The 17,288-nt window shown below is 61.1% G+C and carries 19 protein-coding genes; 11 read left to right on the forward strand and 8 right to left on the reverse strand.

What is annotated here, in order from left to right; all coding sequences use genetic code 11:
• Positions 1 to 164 precede the first annotated feature (164 nt).
• The gene (locus LOS78_RS12640; RefSeq protein WP_230378445.1) at positions 165 to 1,496 is read left to right on the forward strand and encodes an integrase family protein; all 1,332 of its coding nucleotides are present in this window, start codon (positions 165 to 167) and stop codon (positions 1,494 to 1,496) included.
• Here LOS78_RS12640 and LOS78_RS12645 read toward each other — a convergent pair.
• On the reverse strand, positions 1,483 to 1,965 hold the full coding sequence (locus LOS78_RS12645) for an RRP1 family protein (RefSeq protein ID WP_230378446.1): 483 nt from the start codon (positions 1,963 to 1,965) through the stop codon (positions 1,483 to 1,485). The two genes, LOS78_RS12640 and LOS78_RS12645, sit on opposite strands and share 14 nt — an antisense overlap.
• A 7-nt stretch (positions 1,966 to 1,972) precedes the next feature.
• Positions 1,973 to 2,248 (reverse strand): hypothetical protein, encoded by a 276-nt coding sequence (locus tag LOS78_RS12650; RefSeq protein ID WP_230378447.1) that lies wholly within the window; start codon positions 2,246 to 2,248, stop codon positions 1,973 to 1,975.
• 417 nt (positions 2,249 to 2,665) lie between these two features.
• Between LOS78_RS12650 and LOS78_RS12655 the strand changes: the two genes are divergently transcribed.
• Positions 2,666 to 3,919 (forward strand): DNA methyltransferase, encoded by a 1,254-nt coding sequence (locus LOS78_RS12655; RefSeq protein WP_230378448.1) that lies wholly within the window; start codon positions 2,666 to 2,668, stop codon positions 3,917 to 3,919.
• On the opposite strand, the gene LOS78_RS12660 is transcribed toward LOS78_RS12655, so the two are convergent.
• Positions 3,916 to 4,512, reverse strand: coding sequence for a hypothetical protein (locus LOS78_RS12660; protein WP_230378449.1), 597 nt, complete (start codon positions 4,510 to 4,512; stop codon positions 3,916 to 3,918). The genes LOS78_RS12655 and LOS78_RS12660 overlap by 4 nt on opposite strands.
• Positions 4,513 to 4,577: 65 nt before the next feature.
• Between LOS78_RS12660 and LOS78_RS12665 the strand changes: the two genes are divergently transcribed.
• Positions 4,578 to 5,111 carry a hypothetical protein gene (locus LOS78_RS12665; protein WP_230378450.1) on the forward strand — a complete coding sequence of 178 codons (534 nt, stop codon included), beginning with the start codon at positions 4,578 to 4,580 and terminating at the stop codon, positions 5,109 to 5,111.
• Positions 5,112 to 5,154: 43 nt separating this feature from the next.
• Here the strand turns inward: LOS78_RS12665 and LOS78_RS12670 are convergent, their stop codons facing one another.
• The 4 genes from LOS78_RS12670 to LOS78_RS12685 all read right to left on the reverse strand — a co-directional run bounded on the left by LOS78_RS12670 (position 5,155) and on the right by LOS78_RS12685 (position 7,309).
• On the reverse strand, positions 5,155 to 5,424 hold the full coding sequence (locus tag LOS78_RS12670) for a hypothetical protein (protein WP_230378451.1): 270 nt from the start codon (positions 5,422 to 5,424) through the stop codon (positions 5,155 to 5,157).
• A 334-nt stretch (positions 5,425 to 5,758) separates the two neighbouring features.
• Positions 5,759 to 6,163 carry a hypothetical protein gene (locus LOS78_RS12675; RefSeq protein ID WP_230378452.1) on the reverse strand — a complete coding sequence of 135 codons (405 nt, stop codon included), beginning with the start codon at positions 6,161 to 6,163 and terminating at the stop codon, positions 5,759 to 5,761.
• 33 nt (positions 6,164 to 6,196) lie between these two features.
• Complete coding sequence (locus tag LOS78_RS12680) at positions 6,197 to 6,700, reverse strand: hypothetical protein (RefSeq protein WP_230378453.1); 504 nt, start codon at positions 6,698 to 6,700, stop codon at positions 6,197 to 6,199.
• A gap of 279 nt (positions 6,701 to 6,979) precedes the next feature.
• Positions 6,980 to 7,309, reverse strand: a complete 330-nt coding sequence (locus tag LOS78_RS12685) for a hypothetical protein (RefSeq protein ID WP_230378454.1) — start codon at positions 7,307 to 7,309, stop codon at positions 6,980 to 6,982.
• Positions 7,310 to 8,250: 941 nt separating this feature from the next.
• On the opposite strand from LOS78_RS12685, the gene LOS78_RS12690 reads away from it, so the two are divergent.
• The 5 genes from LOS78_RS12690 (at position 8,251) to LOS78_RS12710 (ending at position 14,236) form a co-directional block, all read left to right on the forward strand.
• Positions 8,251 to 9,032, forward strand: a protein-coding gene (locus LOS78_RS12690; protein WP_085999836.1) for an IS5 family transposase whose coding sequence is annotated in 2 segments (ribosomal slippage) — positions 8,251 to 8,593 and positions 8,593 to 9,032 — 783 coding nt in all. Because the reading frame shifts where the segments join, the coding sequence is not laid out codon by codon here.
• A 542-nt stretch (positions 9,033 to 9,574) separates the two neighbouring features.
• Complete coding sequence (locus LOS78_RS12695) at positions 9,575 to 10,231, forward strand: hypothetical protein (RefSeq protein WP_230378455.1); 657 nt, start codon at positions 9,575 to 9,577, stop codon at positions 10,229 to 10,231.
• A gap of 54 nt (positions 10,232 to 10,285) precedes the next feature.
• Positions 10,286 to 11,110 (forward strand): abortive infection family protein, encoded by an 825-nt coding sequence (locus LOS78_RS12700; RefSeq protein WP_230378456.1) that lies wholly within the window; start codon positions 10,286 to 10,288, stop codon positions 11,108 to 11,110.
• Positions 11,111 to 11,502: 392 nt separating this feature from the next.
• Positions 11,503 to 12,147, forward strand: coding sequence for a helix-turn-helix domain-containing protein (locus tag LOS78_RS12705; protein ID WP_230378457.1), 645 nt, complete (start codon positions 11,503 to 11,505; stop codon positions 12,145 to 12,147).
• Entirely contained in the window at positions 12,131 to 14,236 is a 2,106-nt protein-coding gene (locus LOS78_RS12710) for a phage terminase large subunit family protein (RefSeq protein WP_230378458.1), read from the forward strand. The genes LOS78_RS12705 and LOS78_RS12710 overlap by 17 nt, the downstream gene beginning before the upstream one ends.
• 9 nt (positions 14,237 to 14,245) lie before the next feature.
• Here the strand turns inward: LOS78_RS12710 and LOS78_RS12715 are convergent, their stop codons facing one another.
• The gene (locus LOS78_RS12715; RefSeq protein ID WP_230378459.1) at positions 14,246 to 15,016 is read right to left on the reverse strand and encodes a hypothetical protein; all 771 of its coding nucleotides are present in this window, start codon (positions 15,014 to 15,016) and stop codon (positions 14,246 to 14,248) included.
• A 258-nt stretch (positions 15,017 to 15,274) separates the two neighbouring features.
• Here LOS78_RS12715 and LOS78_RS12720 point away from each other — a divergent pair, with 258 nt between their 5' ends.
• From LOS78_RS12720 to LOS78_RS12730, 3 genes are all read left to right on the forward strand, one after another.
• Positions 15,275 to 16,426 (forward strand): hypothetical protein, encoded by a 1,152-nt coding sequence (locus LOS78_RS12720; protein WP_230378460.1) that lies wholly within the window; start codon positions 15,275 to 15,277, stop codon positions 16,424 to 16,426.
• A 119-nt stretch (positions 16,427 to 16,545) separates the two neighbouring features.
• Positions 16,546 to 16,788, forward strand: a complete 243-nt coding sequence (locus LOS78_RS12725; RefSeq protein ID WP_230378461.1) for a phage head-tail joining protein — start codon at positions 16,546 to 16,548, stop codon at positions 16,786 to 16,788.
• Positions 16,788 to 17,288 (forward strand): hypothetical protein, encoded by a 501-nt coding sequence (locus LOS78_RS12730; RefSeq protein WP_230378462.1) that lies wholly within the window; start codon positions 16,788 to 16,790, stop codon positions 17,286 to 17,288. The genes LOS78_RS12725 and LOS78_RS12730 overlap by 1 nt, the downstream gene beginning before the upstream one ends.

Consider the following 17,288-nt stretch of genomic DNA (forward strand, 5'->3'; position numbering starts at 1 on the left):
TCTAATCAAGGCGCTACAGGTGCGGATCGCATCGTGTCAAGCGCCATGCCGTGCCGGGTTGGACGGCGAGTGGCTATTTTGGGGACAAAGTCCGGCGTGATCTGGTGTCCCCGCGGTGTCCCCAGTATGCTGCCGGCAAGAATGACGAGCTGAAGGGGCAGGACGTGGCGAAGGTCGATCTCACCGATCACATGATCCGACGTTTGGTTGTCGAGGCCAGGACGGACTTCCCTGATGCCAGGGCGCCGGGCTTGTCTTTGCGCGTTACACCGGCCGGAGCGAAGAGCTGGGCCGTGCGCGGGACGGCTGCAGATGGCGCGAAGCAGAGGATCACGATCGGCACTTACCCGGACATGTCGCTTCGGGACGCCCGTGTCCGGGCGGCGGCGGTCCTGTCGGAGATCCGAGGTGCATCGGGCAACCTCAACGCCGCAAAGCGCGAGGCGGCCACGGCTCGGTCGGGCGACCCGACATTGGGCGAGCTGATCGCAGAATACGAATCCGGACCCGGCGCCGGCAAGGCAATTTGGGCCAGGACGAAGCGAGGCATGGATTCTGAAGCTCGGAAGCGGATCCGGACTGTGTTTTCCGGATTGCTCGGCACCCGTGTGAGCGAGATTCCGGATGAGGATTTCGCGGATGCAATGCTGACTTACGAGCCAAAATCCGGAGCCGTGACGGCGAACGGGCAGGTCTCGAAAGCCAGGGCCTACCTGATGCCGGTCCTGGACTGGGCTGCGGGTCGCGGCCGATTCCGGGTCGCGGGCAAGCGCCGGCGTCCGTCGCTGGACGTAGCAGATATAAAGGACACGCTGGATCCGGCGGCGGATGACGAGGAAATTTCAGGGACGCGGGATCGGGCGCTGAGCGTCGACGAAATCAAGAAAATCTGGCCTCTCCTTGTCTATCCGGCCCCGGAATCACTGAAAATGAAGGCGCATCCGGACTTTGACGTCCGGCCGATTGCGCTGAGATTTATCATGCTGACGGGTGCCCGATTGTCGGAAGTCTGCGCGGCGAGGTGGCAGCATATCGATTTTGACGCAAAAACTTGGTTCAAGCCGTCCGTCAAATCCGTCCGCGGCGGGGCCCGGTCGCAGCTCCTGCCGATCCCGGATTCGGTGATCGCGCTCCTCGATGAGATTCCGGAATATCTCGGTCGGGGTCCTAATGACCTGATTTTCCCGGGTCAGGCCGGCACCGAGCTCGGGAACTGGACCCGGATCACGTCAGCTATCATGCGGGAATCCGGGACATCCGGCTGGCACCGGCACGATCTCCGGCGGACCGCTGCGACGATCATGCGGGCGGGTGAAGTGGAGCTCTCTACTATCGACCGGATCCTGGGCCACCGAACGGACCACCGGCGGGAAGAATCGAGCCGGGCGATCAATGCATATTTGGCGGATATCGACCTGTCCGGAATCGTCGAGGATCCGCAGCGCAAGGCGCTCGAACGGCTCGCAGAGATCTATGATCAGATCAGTCGTAGCTGAGCGCACCGTCGATAGCCTCGCGGACCATGTCCGGGGTCACGCGCAGCAGGACGATCTCGGCCTCTCCCCTGTTATCGCAGCAGAATGCGACCTCCTCCTTGGACACGGTGATTTCGTAGACGTAGGGATCATCATGAACGAAACCGCGGTGCCCTTCCGCGAAGCCTTCCGCGATCGTCCTGTCGGTGGACCAGGCCAAGCCGAAGGCATCGCCGGCGTCCTGTCCGCGATAAATCCGGATTTTATCTGGAAGGCGCTCGATGAGGGACGCCGGGCGGCTTGAACGGAACCTTCGGAAAAGCTTGCACATGCGATAGTGGTCGATGCGGTCGAAGCCGGACCATTCGGCGACCGCCGCCGACCAGAACGCGGATCCGGCGGCTTTCGTGCGCGGCAGGCTCTCCGCCCAGGCCGCGAAGGCCGCGGGCCTGGTGGAGCTGTTGTAGTGCCGGAGGAGATCGGGGAGCATGGTGGCGTTACCGACCCTTGGGCTGGAAATCGGCGCAGAAACTCGCAAAGGATGCGCGGAACCCCTGCGACATCAGCCCCTTGAATCCCTCATACATCCAGCCGAGCTTGGGATCGTAATACATCTTGAGGTTACGATCGCCTGCCCAAGACGGGTCGTAGCCCGTGAGGCCGACATAGATGCGGCGGTCCTGCCAGACCTTGGCAGTATAGACATCAGGGCGATCCAAGAGCTGCTTTGCCATGGTCGCCAGATCAGCAGTCTCGATATGCGCGGTGGTCATGTGTGTCATCCTAATTCTGGGCGGCGCCATTGCCGCCCTCGATGACTTAAAGATACCCCTCCGGCACCGCCGGCTCAACAACTTTAAGGTGTAACATCTATATCTATCAATGGGTTAGGAAATACTTTATCCGATGACGCGGGCATCGCGGGGCCGGCGGAAACCCGGAAATGCTGGGCGTTTCGGGAGGTGCCGGAGGCGGGCCGGAAAAAGGATAGGTGCAAACATTCAGTCGGGGCTTGCGGGTAACAAAACCGTGAGACTCAAGTCTGCCGTAAGTTGGGCGGCAGGATCGCCTTGAGTAAGAACGATCGTAGAACAAAAATCCGGAAAACTCTTGCCGATCCTCCCGGCAGGGTTTGCGCCTGCAGCTGCCTCAACATATAGTTAGCCCGGTAACGCGCTGCAGGAGTGACCATGAACCAGCTCTCTCTCTTCGATGAGCCGCAGGCCGCCGCCCTGATTGCACCGCTTTCCGAGCGAGTGCTTGAGGATTTCATCGACGATGTGGCTGAGTTCGACCAGTTTGGAAGGAAGACGGCGCGCGACATCGTCGACGATATCCCATACTTTGTGAACGAATTTTGGACTGCAGGGCAGCGGCAAGCGCACAGCATTCACGAAATCAGCTATCGCGCGTGCTTCAAAGCCCAACTTCCCGAGTTCTTCATTGAGCGGCTAACCCGGCCTGGTGATGTGGTGCATGATCCGTTCATGGGGCGCGGAACCACGCCCGTGCAGGCGGCACTCATGGGCCGCCAAGCTTTCGGAAACGACATCAATCCGCTGTCTGTTCTGCTGACCAGGCCGCGGCTCGCGCCGATCAATCAGAGGTCTGTGGATGAGGCGCTTCGGTCTGTCGACTACGGATCGGGTGAAATCCGGCGTGATGACCTTCTGGCCTTCTATCATCCGTCCACGCTGGCCGGCCTCGAAGCCTTGCGAGACTGGATCGATGAGAGGGCCCCGATCAATTCGGACAGGCCGGATCCTGTTGCAGACTGGATTCGTATGGTGTCGATCAACCGCTTGTCCGGCCATTCCCCTGGTTTTTTCTCTGGTCGTTCTATGCCGCCGAACCAAGCGGTCAGCGTGAAGGCCCAACTGAAGATCAACGAGAAGCTGGGCGTTACGCCGCCACCCCGCGATATCGCGAAGGTGGTGTCGAAGAAGACGCGAACACTCCTCAAAGATGGCCAAGCACCCTCGCAGGTGCGGCATTCTCTGCATGTGGGGGCAGCATGGGATACGCCCGGTATCGCTGACGGTGCAGTGGACCTGGTCGTTACGTCGCCGCCGTTCCTGGACATCGTGCAATATGCTCTCGACAACTGGCTCCGCTGCTGGTTCGCGGGGATCGACCCCGAAGACGTGAAGATCGCAATGCATCGCACCGAGGAATCCTGGACAGAGATGGTCCACAACGTCCTCGCGGAGCAGGCCCGCATCCTTCGTTCGGGCGGGCATGTCGCGTTCGAAGTGGGAGAGGTTCGCAACGGGAAGGTGTTGCTCGAAAAGCTTGTTTGGAGGGCCGCGGAGGGCCTTCCGTTCGATAGGCTAGGGGTGATGATCAACGATCAGGAGTTCACGAAGACGGCGAACTGCTGGGGCGTGGATAACGGTTCGAAGGGCACAAATACGAACCGGATCGTCATTCTTCGCCGGCATTAGGGCATGAGAACGATGGTGTGAGCGCCCTCAGATAGCAGCTTCTGGGATGTTGAAGCCTCGAGCCTGATATTCACTGGCGTATCCGGCTCCAGGAAATCCAGTCTGACGCCGGTAACCACTGCATCGTTGTCGGAATAGAGGACCGTGCATATGAAATGTGCGGGTGGGTTCCCGACATGCGCTTCCTGGATTAAAGAGCGCAGCTTAGAGGTCGAACTGGTCAGCACCCGTCGATTGCTATCCCCTGCCTTCCAAGCAGATGTGGCTTTAAACTCCATGCAGAAGGAAGCACCATCGAGCGAAAATATCATGTCCGGGTAACCCTTACCCGGCGCGGTCGCAATCTTTCCCGAGTTCCCCATATGTCCAGCGATTGCACCGAAGAGGAAATCGGCCGCCTGATTGCCCTTTGATTGATTTGTTCCTTTGAAATCAGGTATTTGCTTTCCGATAACACCGGATAGATCGATCGCGCTCCTGATCTTGTTGGTGACTTGGTCACGCTCCTCTTGTGTCCAAGCCCGTATCAGCTCTTGAGCATCGACGCCCTCGCGCTCAAGGGCCTCGACGAAATATTCAGCGAACGTGGTCAAGATGTCCTCCTTGATGAATCGGTCCGCGACGTGCCATCCCTGCAGTAGACATGCAGGAGGCACACTTGAAGAACAAGTTTCGAATATCGTGGAACGAACAGGAGCTGGCCCGCGCGATGCGCGTCAAGGTCGAGGACGTTCGGGAATATTTCATGGACGGGCGAAGGGTCTCGTTCATCATCGAACGCCGGCTGAAATGGGATCATCCAGGCTGGCAACTAGCCCCCTCTGAGGGTGCAGGATATGACCTACTCGACCCGACCGGCGGGATGTGGGAAGTCCGCTCGATCACCGGAGGAGGCGTTTATTTTAACCCTTCAAATCAGGTGGGCTCTGGACGGAAGTTCAACGAGGAAGGTTTCCAAGCGAAACTCGGCGGGGTGAAGGGCTTCATACTGACAGATATCATGCAGTTTCCGGACATGGACGTTTATGTCGTTCCGGTGCAGAATGTGCTTCGCTGGCATGCTGCCGGACAGCTGGGCGCCAACGCCAAGGTCTCCAGGGCGCGCTTCCTGAAGAACCTGGTTCCGGACATACAATACCCCGACCTGGATTCAAAAATTGCCGCCGATAGCATGGGCGTCGATAGAACCTGAAACATCGATAGGCCCCGCACGGGGCCTCTGGGCTGGCGGCGGGTCAGTGGACTTTATCGAGCCACACGAGCCAGTCGTAACCGACCTCAGTTTCATCGCTGTCGATGATGCGCAATTGCATACGCCGGCTGCTCTCGGTCAGTGTGATGCCCATGCGATCGTGAGCCTCATGTGCGCGCACCGCGATGACCTTGATCTGATTATCGATTTCGTCGTCCGTCGCGCCGTCGCGCTTGAGGGCGATCATGCCGGCAACGGCGTTTCTGAACCCGTCACTGACTGTCGGATCATCCGTAATCTCGCGCTCATCCATCTCACATCTCCTCGGTATTATGGCCAGGGCGGGTCTCGTCGGCCCCGGCATCGACGACCATGTCATCAGCGAAGGAGGCGCCGACCATGGCTGCGGGCGTTGATCATGACTGCAGCACGACCCGCTAATCTGCATCCGCGCTATCCTGATCTGGAGATCGGGCCCCGCACGGCCGGGGAAAACTGTCCCGGCTCTATCACCCCCGAGCCGGGAAAGGGGCAGCAGTGATCAACAACGGAGGGTGCCATGAGGCTGCACCAGGGCGCGCTGCTGACCCGCGCCATCCTTGAATCATATGCGCCACCCAGGAAGGGCGGCGCGGTGGGAAAGGCAGTCAGGCATAACGCGAATAGATGGTGCCAAGGCGGAGCTGGTAGAGCTCCATTTCGATGAGCGCGTCGACCATGTCCGCCGACAGCCTGACCTGATCCGGCGAGACGGACTGGACATCGATGAGCGCGCCGAGGTCAGTGATCAGCTGCGTGACATGGTCGTGCGGCATCAGATGCGCGATGTCCTCGATCAGCAGCGAGACCCCGGAGATCCGCATCCGGGCCTGTCTGCGCAGCCCTGCGGCGACCGAGGCCGGGGCACCGGCGGCGGTGTCCAACGCCTGGGCGGCGTCGGCGAGCATCTCACCGGCGACCGCGGCAAAAGCGGTCAGCTTTTCGTCGGCCTGGAAGGCGGTTTGCGGGATGGCGGTGGCGGGAGGCGTGTCGATGGGGGTCATCATGGTCATGGCAGGGGCCTTCTGTTCTGGGGGTTGGTCTGGTCAGCTGTCCAGGAGGGCCTCAGCCAGCTGGCGGCGCCGCGAGGGGGTGAGTTTCATCGCGGCTTCGTAGGCTTTGGTGTAGGCGGTTTTGCGATCGGCCATCCTGGCGCGGTATGCGTCGGCACCGCGGGCCTCGGCGCGCCTCTTGATTGCCGCTGCGCGGCACTGCAGGCGATCGATGATCTCCGCGTCGATATGCTCGGAGCGATGGCGCGCGTCACGGGCGATATTGCAGAGATTGATATAGTCGCGATGCTCGCGTGCGTCATTGATGATGTCGATGTCGATCGGATTCAAGGCGGGCACGAGCGCGCGGAGCGTGTCGGAGACGAGCCGCTCCGCTTCAGGGTCCCCCTTGGCGGCTTTGAGGGGCGCGATTTTCAGGTCGCGGATGCCGTCGCTCAGCGCCATGAGCGCGGCGGAGCGGCGCTGCTGCGTCTCGATCTGCTCCATGATGATCTCGAGCTCGGTGGGGGCCGGGGTGATGGGGGTCTGGATGGTCATTTTCGATCTCCTGGGGTGCTGCGGGCCAGTCCCGCTGCTATGAGATCAATATAGCCCGACTGAACCGGGTCACAAAGCAAAATCGCAAAATTAGTCAACAAAAACAAGGACTAAGTATTTCCTAGAGGGAGAAATCCATATCTTTCCCTCTACGGAGGGAACGGGCGCGAAGGCTGGCAGATTGGGGCGGGTGAGGCTCCGGGGCGGGAATGTGGAGATCTCGTTCGAGGGAGGGAATTTTATGGATTTTGGGCGGGTGGCGTTTGCGACCAGGGAGAGTCAGGGGGCGCCAGGAGGGCCGTTTTGAAGGGCAGACCAGATCAGGGCCAGCACGGCGGTCACGAGGGACCCGATGACCGTGGTCTTGACAGATAATCCCAAGCGGCTGGAGCCTTCTCGGGCGGCGCGCGTCCACTGCCTGTCTGCGTGCCAGCTGACGAGATCCGAGGGGTCGCGCACATCGAGGCCGAGGCTCCGGAAGACGTCGTCCACGGCCTCCCGGGCGGCGCGGGCGGACGCCTCGCGGGCGGCACGGGCTGCGACGCGCTCGACCAGGGCCTCGACCTCAGCATCGGAAAGGCGGCGGGATGGCTGGGGTGGCTGGGGCATGCTTGGGGCTCGTGATCGGGGGTGGTGGCCAGGGCGGTTAGCGGGGGAGCTGAGGGGCGAGGAGATGGTCGAGGGCGTCGTCGATGATCGACAGCTCCAGCAGCTCGACGGCGGATAGAGGCACTGGCGGGCGGGATGGACCGGGCGCCGGGTTGGCCGTCAGGGCAGCGTCCAGGGCGCGCAGGGCGGCCTGGCGGGCGTCGGGGGTGATCCGTGGCAAACGGTAGGCGGGCATGCGGCGCGGGCTCCGGCGGGCTGGTGCGGTCGCTGGCATGCTATGGCACCGCGGCGAAGGGAGGCGCGGTGCGGAGACGGTGCTCTATGTGCGTGCGCGCGCGGGCCTGCGCGCGAGGGAGGCCCTGGCGGGCCTCTGGAAAGTTCGAGATGGTTCGGGAGATGAGGGGGCCGGCCGAGGCCGGCAATGATGGCCCTAACGGGCCTTTAGGATTCTATGAAATAAAGAGATGGAGGAGGCTTTTTGGCGTGGTGATGAAAAGGAAAGGTTGCTTTTGCTTTTGCTGCTGCTGGTGATGAAGGTGGGTTCTTTTTGATGACGATTCTGGGGTGAATTCTTCCCGCCTTTTTTCTCCTAGAATCCTGCCGGCGTCAGCCGGCTTCATTGCCGCTTGCGGCCCCCTGATCGGGACACGTGTTGCATTCATGCAACTAAAATGCCCGATCGGATGAAAAAACACTTGCAGGGATAAAAATATTTGGCCGTGACCCCTTGAAAAGGCCGAATCGGTCACTAGCTCTTAAGATAACTCTTAAACCCTTCAACGAAGGGACCGGGCTGATCTGCGTCAGCAAGATCAGAGCCGGGACATGAAGGGGAAGGGGTTTAAGATCTTAAGAAAAAGAATCTTAAGATCTAGGTCGTGTTGACAAAAGGGATTCCTCTGGCAGTCGTCCTATGATTCAAGCTCATCTCTACGTGGGAGATGAACTTGGCACGCAACCTGATATCCGACGATGAGTGGACCTTCTTCGAGGGCTTCATTCGTGCCGTCCGGCACCCTAACGGGCGGAAACCTGCGGACCATCGTCTTGTTCTGAATGGTATATTCTGGATCGCAAGGACTGGTGCGCCATGGCGCGATCTGCCCGAAGAGTTTGGCAAGTGGTCCTCGGTCTACCGTCAGTTCCGCCGCTGGACTTTGGCGGGACTGTGGGAGGATATCCTGGATGCGCTGAACCACGCTGGGATCGCGCCAGACAAGCTCCAGATGGTTGATAGCACTGTGATCCGCGCCCATCATCATGCGGCGGGCGCAAAAGGGGGACTCCGAAAGAGGCTCTTGGCCGTTCGAGAGGTGGCTTCTCGACCAAGATCCATCTCCGCGTCAACGGCGCAGGCCTCCCGATGAGGACCGAGATCACGCCGGGGCAGGATTCCGACTACACCGGCTATGATATGGTGATGGCCGACAACCTGCCGCAACCAGCAGTTCTGGTCGCCGACAGGGGCTATGACTCTGATAAAATTCGGGAAGACATCGAGAGCCGCAACGCCCTGCCCATGATACCGATGCGAAGGAACCGAAGGGTGCGCAAGGCTGTCGACATGACCATCTACACCCTGCGCAACATGGTCGAGCGCTGCTTCAACAAGCTGAAAAATAGCCGCCGCCTTGCAACCCGCTACGACAAAACCGCCGAAAGCTTCCTTGGCTTCGTCGACGTCGCCTGCATCAGGCTCTGGCTCCGCCATTTGTCAACATGACCTAAGACTCCTCACATCAATAGATGGGACGAAAAAGTCTAGTCGAAAGGGCTGTCCCGGCTCTGATCTTGCTGACGCAGATCAGCCCGGTCCACCCTTTCGACTGCCTTTTCCTCCGCTATACCCCTATATACCCGCGCCAGTTGCCCTGGCCTCGCCGCGCCCCGCCCGGCCCGCCCGCGCTACGCTGCCCCCATCATGCAGCACACCGACCCCCCCGCTCTCGACGCCCCGGTCATCCGGCTTCAGCTGTCCCCGCACCTGCCTGCCGCCGTCCTCCAGCGCCGCCTCCAGGGCCTCCCTGCTGCCCGCTTGGCCGCCGACATTGGTGTGCCCATGGGCGGCTCTGCAGGGCTGTCCGCGTCACTGGGCGACGCTCATGCATCAGCCGCTGATCTCTCCGATCTCCGCGCCTCCGGTGGCCTTTCCGCCGCCCGCATCCGCCCCTGCCTGTGCTGCTCCCGCCCCATCATTTCCGCGCACTCTGGCGTCCGCATGTGCCGCCCCTGTCGCCGCGGTGACATCGACTGGCGGATCCGCTGATGGCGACCGTCCGCATTGATACCGGGGCGCTCGAACGCCGCCTCCGCGTGGCTCCCAGCAAAATCAAAAGGGTCGCTCGGAACAGCCTGAACGACACTGCGAAGGAACTGAGGGCGGCAACTCCCGACATCATGAAGAGGGTCATCGACCGGCCCACGCCCTTCACGTCGAAGCCGTCCGCGGTGCTCTATAAAGCGGCATCGTATGAAGATCTGACCTCCTCATTGCGTTTCAATCGGATCCAGGCGCGCTACCTGGGGCCGGGGGAGTTCGGGGAGCGCGCGGAGCGGATCCACACCCCAATCCACGCGCGCGTCAAAGAAGCGAAATTCGGCAACCTGGGCAAGAAATGGCGGTGGTCACCGGCGGAGCGGGCGAAGCTGCTTGCCGCTAAGCACGTCATACCCGGCAAGAGGACCGCCACGAGGGAGATCGGGCAGTATTTCTTCGGCCGACCCCGCGGAGCCTACACGAAAGCCGGGCTTTTCCACAGGCCCAAGGACCCGTCAAAACCGCTGCAGCGGCTCACCGTCTTCACGCAGACGCGCCGCTATCGGGAAATATTCGGGATCCGCAAAGAGTGGCGCCGCCTCGGCGGCCCGATGCTCGAGCGGCATCTGCAGATCCAGGCTAACCACCCCGCCAACCGGCTTTGATTTCGCAGCCCGGCTATATAGTCTGTGACGGACACTGCCATGTGAGTAAATCCGATGCATCCGCCCGAGCGAATCCCGACACCCATTATCGGCCTTCTGAGTCAGATATTTCCCGACCGTTACACCGTGGCAGGCCTCACGTCGCTATTTCAGATGTCAGGCGCTCCTGATCCAGTGCCTGAGGGCAGTAAATCCGTGAAGGTGCAGTCGTGGCTTCGCCAGACGAACCAGCTTACCTCGGAGCCGCTCAGGGTGCTCGGCGCGATCCTTGATGATTTCTTTTCGATGGAGGTCGAGAACCGGTCTTACTGGTCTGGTGAGAGCGAACAGGTCCAGAAGCTGGATGCCGAAAAGCAGCGGGTCCGCGAGGCCTTGTCCGCCAATGGTCTGACATTCATTCCCGGCGGCACGATCACCAAGGGCGGGGCCGTGCCGACACTATCGCTCGATGAGAACGTGAAGAAGCACGGCCTCGCTTCGGTCGATATCGAGATCAAGCGTGCTTTCACGATGATCGAGCAGGATCCTCATCAGGCCGCGCAATATGCGGGGAATGTCCTGGAGGCCACGTTGAAGGCCTACCTCGATCATAAGAAGGTCACCTATAAGAGCGGCGACACCCTGGGTGACCTATGGAAGCTCTCGGCGGAACAGATTGGGCTTCGGGCAGCGGACTGGGACAACAAAGACCTGAAGAAGATCGCATCGGGATTGCACAGCATCGTCGACGGAATCGCGCACCTCAGGAACAATAAGAGCGGCGCTCATGGTCGGTCGGAGGAGCAGCGGCAGAACATCACCATCAAGCCGCGCCATGCCCGACTGGCCATCCACTCCGCGCATACCGTTGCCGCTTATGTCCTGGAACTGATCGAGTAGCATCAGGCCACCGCGCCGGGGGTCTCGGAGCTCGGATATCATGGAGGAGACCCAGCCAAAGGAGTCCCACCATGGACCGTTTCATTGAGATCTGCTTCGCGACCTTTCTGCTATGCATCGCTATCTGTGCAGTCGTCGTGACGTTATCTGTGGTTCCGGCGCTCGCGCCAGCATTTGCTCGCGATGTCGCGGAGCTTGTTGGCTCCATTTCCGCGACCACAGAGCCTGCTGCATGCCTGTCGCCCCGGCCATAATTGGCCCGTAAGATACCAAAATTCCTGGAAATTTTTACGGGTCCTCCCAGGGGGCATAGGGGTATTGAGGTGGTTTTGCCCAGGTCACTTTGTTTCCACCTGTGAATCGAAAAATTTTGGTTTGTTTGGAGCACGAAAATGGCGAGACAGCCCACGCGCCAGCGCAATCCCGACGGCCAAACGAAGGTCGTCACCGTTTTGCCGGACGGCACTATGACAGTGCGCGATGCGGCCGATGCGATCGGTATCACCGCACAGACGATCAGGAACTGGATCGAGGCTGGCGCTCCACACATCGCCGGCGGACAGGGCCGAACGAATCCGGCCAGGGTCCGCATCAGGGATCTGATTGCGTGGCGCGAGGCGCAGGCGCTCGAAGAAGCCGGGCTGGCGGACGGCGAGACGTATCACGAGGGACGAGCTAAAGCGATGGACTGGCACTACCGCGCGATCAAGAGGCGCGCCGATGCGTGCCGGGAAATCGGGACGCTCATCCCGGTCGACCTGATTGCCGATGTCTGGGACGACCAGAACCAGCGCGTCCGCTCGTCCCTGATGCCAATCGGATCCCGCCTGTCCATCACTGTGGCCGCTGAAACGGACCCGGCCGCTGTCAAGCGCATGATCGACGACGAGATCTCCGCCGCGATGACGACCATCTCATCTGCAGCTGCGGCAATCGAGAAGGCCGGCGGCAATCCGCACGCATCGATACACGACCACCTGGATCTTGATGACGACGATCCGGTTGACGGCGAGGACGACTATGACGACGATGCTTGACCTGGTCGCCCCGGCTGACATCCTCCGTCGCGCCATTGCCGCAAAATGCGCTCGCGCTTACCAGCCTCCGCCCAGGCTCACGGCGGACGAATGGGCGGATGAATACCGTATTGTTCCCACGGAGTCCTCAGCCATCCCGGGTCGCTGGAAGACCTCGAACTTCGAGATCGGTCGCGGACCGATGCGCGCAATATCTGATCCGTCAATCCGTGCCATCATCGTGATGGCCGGCGCACAGCTAATGAAGACCACATCCCTGGAAACGGCTGTCGGCTACCACATGCATCTCGACCCGTGCCCCATGCTTTTCTACTCATCCGGGCAGGATACGATCGACACGACGGTCACGCAAAAGATCGATCCGATGATCGTAAATACGCCGGAATTGGCTGCCCTTTGGGGCGGTGCCAAGGCCCTTGAAACGAAGAACGAACGGTTCACAAAGGGGCTCAAACGGTTCGCTGGCGGGTTCTTGGAGCTCATGACGATCGGCAGCACCGCGAATCTGCGCAACAGGTCCGCGAAAGTCGTCCTCGTCGACGAACTCGACGACTGCGCCGAGACCGTCGATGGCGATCCGGTCGCCCTGGCGTCGTCGCGCGCAACCCAGTTCAAGGGTCGCGAAAAGCTTGTCCTAGTCAGCACTCCAACTATCCGCGGTAAATCGCGGATCGAACTGGAGTATCAGAAGAGCGACATGCGGAAGCCGTATATCGCATGCCCATGCTGCGGCGAGATGGACTACCTGAAATGGAAGCGGGTGAAATTCAAGGACGCGGAAGGCCGGATTCGTCCGGAGATCGCACATTATGAATGCGAGCATTGCGAACAGCCCTGGGCTGAGGCGGATAGAATCCGCCTGCTGACGACGAAAGGCGCGATCGTCTGGCGCCAGACAAAGCCGTTCGAATGCTGTGGCGAACTCCAGTCCCCAGAGACCGAGCGGCTGTGGAATGGCGAGGGGCGCGCTATGTGCAAGCATTGTGGCCGTCGCGCTGTCCCCGTTACGCGCGCGGGTTTCTGGGGGTGGATCGGATACAATCCCGGGTGGTCCCTGGAGGCCGTTGTCCGTGATTTTCTCGATTGCCAGGGCGACAAGGCAAAGCTGAAGACCTTCGTCAACAACCGCCTGGGCGAGAGCTGGGAGGAGCACGAGGACCAGCTCGCCGAGGTTGACCCTACGCAATTCGCGGCGCGGGTCGAGCCAGCCTGGGATCTCCTTCCTGCCGGTGCCCTCGTGATCGTCGCCGGCGTCGATGTCCAGCCGATGGGCAGCCGTGGAAACGGGCGACTGGAATGTGAGATCGTTGCGTTTGGCCAGGGCGATGAGACGTGGTCCGTGGCATATCACGTCATCCCTGGCGACCCCACCGAGGGCGGCGCATGGGCGGTTCTCGATGATATTCTACTGAAGGAGTATCGAACGGAGGATGGTCGCACTATCCGAGCCCAGGCCGCATGCATCGACACCGGCGGGGATAATGGCGGAGGCGACGGTAGCATCATTGACGCCGTGACCGCCTTCGCTGGCGCTCGCACCCGCCGCCGCATCTGGGCCGTTAAGGGCGCATCAGAGGCGACCCACAGGCAGCCGATCTGGACGGCGTCCGCGCCAACGATCAGGAATGGAGCGAAGCTCCATCTCGTTGGCGTCCAGGCGGCCAAGGACTGGGTGGCGACCTGCGTGTCGAAGACGCAGCCCGGCCCAGGCTTTATGCACGTCCCCGCGGACAGGCCGGCAGCATGGTTCGAACAGGTCACAAACGAAAAGCGGTCATACAGCTACGACAAGTCCGGCCGTCGGAAATCGCGCTGGAAGCCACGTTACGACGGGGCTCGGACCGAAGCGTTGGACGCGAGGGTCTATGCCAAGGCGGCTTGGGAGGGCTTGAAACTCGCCGTCCCTGGTATTGCTCGCCGCGTCCAGTCCGCACCGGCCGCCGCGATCCCGGCTCCGCAGCCATCCGCAGGTGGTGATGACCAGCCTATAGTTACCGGCGCAGCACCCGCGCAGGCAGCCCCGATCCGGCCCCGCAAAAAGATCGTCCGGAAGTCTTCAGCAGCGGCAAAGGCTTTTTGGGGCCGCTGATCCATCACCTCAGCCATCATTCGACGATGAGCATCTCTTCTTGCTCATTCGCTGGCATATCCGATTCATCGCTCCGAGCGACTGGACGACGAATGGAACCCGCTCACCATCGTGCCGCGACATGTCAGAGGCAGCCCAGAGAAGGCCGAGAGTGATGACGCCATGATACCGGAGCTGGCGCTCCAGCGCCTCCGGCGTCATGGATGGGGCCCCCTCTTTTCCGGCATACAGCGCCTGATTTCGGAAATCAGCTTTCCGTTCCAGTGCTCGGACCATTTCAATGTCGCCAGGATAGGTTGACATGAACGCGCCCTCGGCGGCGTCTGGATCAGTATCCCCCTCATCCTTGTTATAGGAGATCAGCCCCAAATTCAGGTGCCGATACTGAAACTCCCCCTCAATCTTCACTCGCGCGAACAGGTCATCCTTTTTTGGGTGATACGTAAAGCTGATACCGGCGCGCCCAGCCTCGTCAGCGATCATGCTCGCAAACTCTGACACCACCGCCTTATGCTTGTGATCGCGTGGGCTGATATCTTTCGCCAGATCCTTGTATCCATGCGCGCGAGCTGACCAAAGGAATGCGGCCACGGCTTCTTCCGTCGAGTGGGATGCGCAGAAGTATGAGACCGTCGGGACGTGTTTTACGGCCTCTGCCCTGATCAGGAAATTCCAAGCATTGATGCCGCAATACAGCGCCCTACCGGTCAAGCGCGCCCTGACCTGATCGTGGATACAGCGCCCTGCAGGCGCATTTGTCAGCTGCTCGATGATAGACAAAACCCGCTCCGGTTACCTGTGTTCGGACCTTATCCACCATAACCACGTTCACGCTTCAGCTTCATTGAAAAAAGTTTGTTGAGAAAACGAGCCGGGAAAACCCAGCAATATCAGGGCCGCCGGATATTATTCCGGCGGTCATAATTTTTCGCATCCAGAAAATCCGGATAACTCGTTGTTCCCTTTTACAAAAAGCGGAGTCATGATGATTCGTGAAGGGCTAGAACGGCCATCAGAAACGCAACAAGGATGACCGACATGACCCGCAGAATTGACCCGACCGACATCACCACGCGCGACCCGGCGCCGGCCTTGATCGCCCTTGGCTGGACGCTCAGCGCGCCCAAATCGAACCGCTGGTCCTCCCCTGGGCGGAAGGACCTGAGCGTCTTCGCCGGGCGGGGCGGCGATTGGCTGATCAAGGATTTCGGGACCGGTAAGACTGGAAACCTCATCATCTTTATCCGTGCCCTCGAACCTTCCCTCTCTTTTCCCGCCGCTTTGATCCGCGCCGACGATCTGCTGCGCACCCCCGCCACCAAACCCACCACCACCGCCGCTGACACCGCCATCAACTTCGACGACGACACCTCCCCTGCCTCCATTCCTTCTCTTTCCAAGAATCCACCTTCCGCCGCCGCGGCGGCTCTCAAAAGGGCTGTCGCAGACAGCTCTCAGCAGATCGGGCACCTGACCCCTGATCAGGTCCATCAGAAATATGTCGCCGGGGCGGAGATCTGGCACCCGGGCTTCTCCATTCCGCCCGCGTTCCGCGACGCCGGGATCACGCACATCGGCGCAAAATTCGCCGAGTCATTCTCCGTCTCAAGCGAGGACTCCGCACGCATCCCCGAGATCCTCCTTCGGGACGACGGCCAGCCCGAGCTTGTCGGATACGAAACTCGCCGTGAGAATGGCCGCGTCTACAAGCTCCGCGGTGGCCGCGCAGGCATCTCGATCACGTGCGGTCTGCATCTCGCGACGAGCGTCGTTATTGTCGACAGTCTGCCCGACGCCCTGGCGCATGACCTGATCAATCCGCAGGACCCCCTGCGCGGCTATATCGCGGTCAGCTCCGGCGCTGAGGAGACCGCCGCGCGGCTGATCCGCGGCTTGATCGAAACCGGCGTTCCGATCGCCCGAGTCATCATCAGCACCGCGAACGCGGCCCCCGGCATGCTCACGGCGCACAAGATCATGTCCCGGCTCGACCAGATCGAGGGTCTTTACCTGCGTTACGAGCCCCCTGGCGGCGGACTGCGGACGCACACTGATGTGCTCCGCGAGGTGCTGGTGTCGACCGCACTCAAGCCGGTCCGTATCCGCGAGGACATCGAGCGCCGCATTGCTGCCGATGCCTACCGCCATCCGGGGGAATATCGCCCCGAAACCGCCTACGCGGCAGAGTAATCCGCGAGCTGGAGCTCGATGACGAGGCAGAGCTGCGCGAGGCCTGCCTCGCCAGCCGCATCCCGCTCCCGCTCCGCGCACCGCGCCTCCCTTTTAATTTGCCCCGTAGAATCTGGGGCATGAGCGCAAATGGCACCCCCCCAGGTCTTCTGACCAATGAGCAAAAGCGCGGCTACTTGGCCGCGTTGGAGGCCGCATATTACCGCGGCGTCGAATACGTCAGCTATGCCGGCGATCAGATCAAATACGTGTCCCGCGATGAAATGCGCCGGGCGATCGACGAGCTGCGGGCCGAGCTGGGCCTTCCGGGCCGCCAGCGTTTCCGCCCGCGCCCCCGGCGCATCGTGATGCGAGTGCGCTGATGATCATCGCCGCTATTGACCCCGGCCTCAAAGGCGCCCTGGCGCTCGTCGATCTCGACGACATGTCTGTCATCGGGCTTGATGACATGCCCGTCGAGACCTTCATTGACGGTCGTGCCGTTCCCGATGGCCGCGCGGTCCATGACATTCTTTGTTCATGGAATCCCGGCCTGGTCGTTCTCGAGCATGTCGAGCCGCGGGGCGGTGAAGGCCGTGCATCGCTTTGGCGCTTCGCTGCAGGCTTCGGCTCCGTGATGACGGCCGCTCAGCTTTACTCCGGGCACGAGCGCCGGCTGACGCTAGTGCGCCCCGCGGTTTGGAAACCCGCGCTCGGCCTGTCGCAGGACAAACGCGAGAGCCTCAAAATGGCCCGCGACATTTTCCCGGATGCCGCCGACATGCTGAGCCGTGCGAAGGACGACGGCCGCGCGGAAGCACTGCTACTCACTGAATATCACCGAAAATTCGTGGCGCCGCGGGCGTCTGTGGAGGTCTTCTGA

This window comes from Paracoccus sp. MA (genome assembly GCF_020990385.1).
GTDB lineage: Bacteria > Pseudomonadota > Alphaproteobacteria > Rhodobacterales > Rhodobacteraceae > Paracoccus.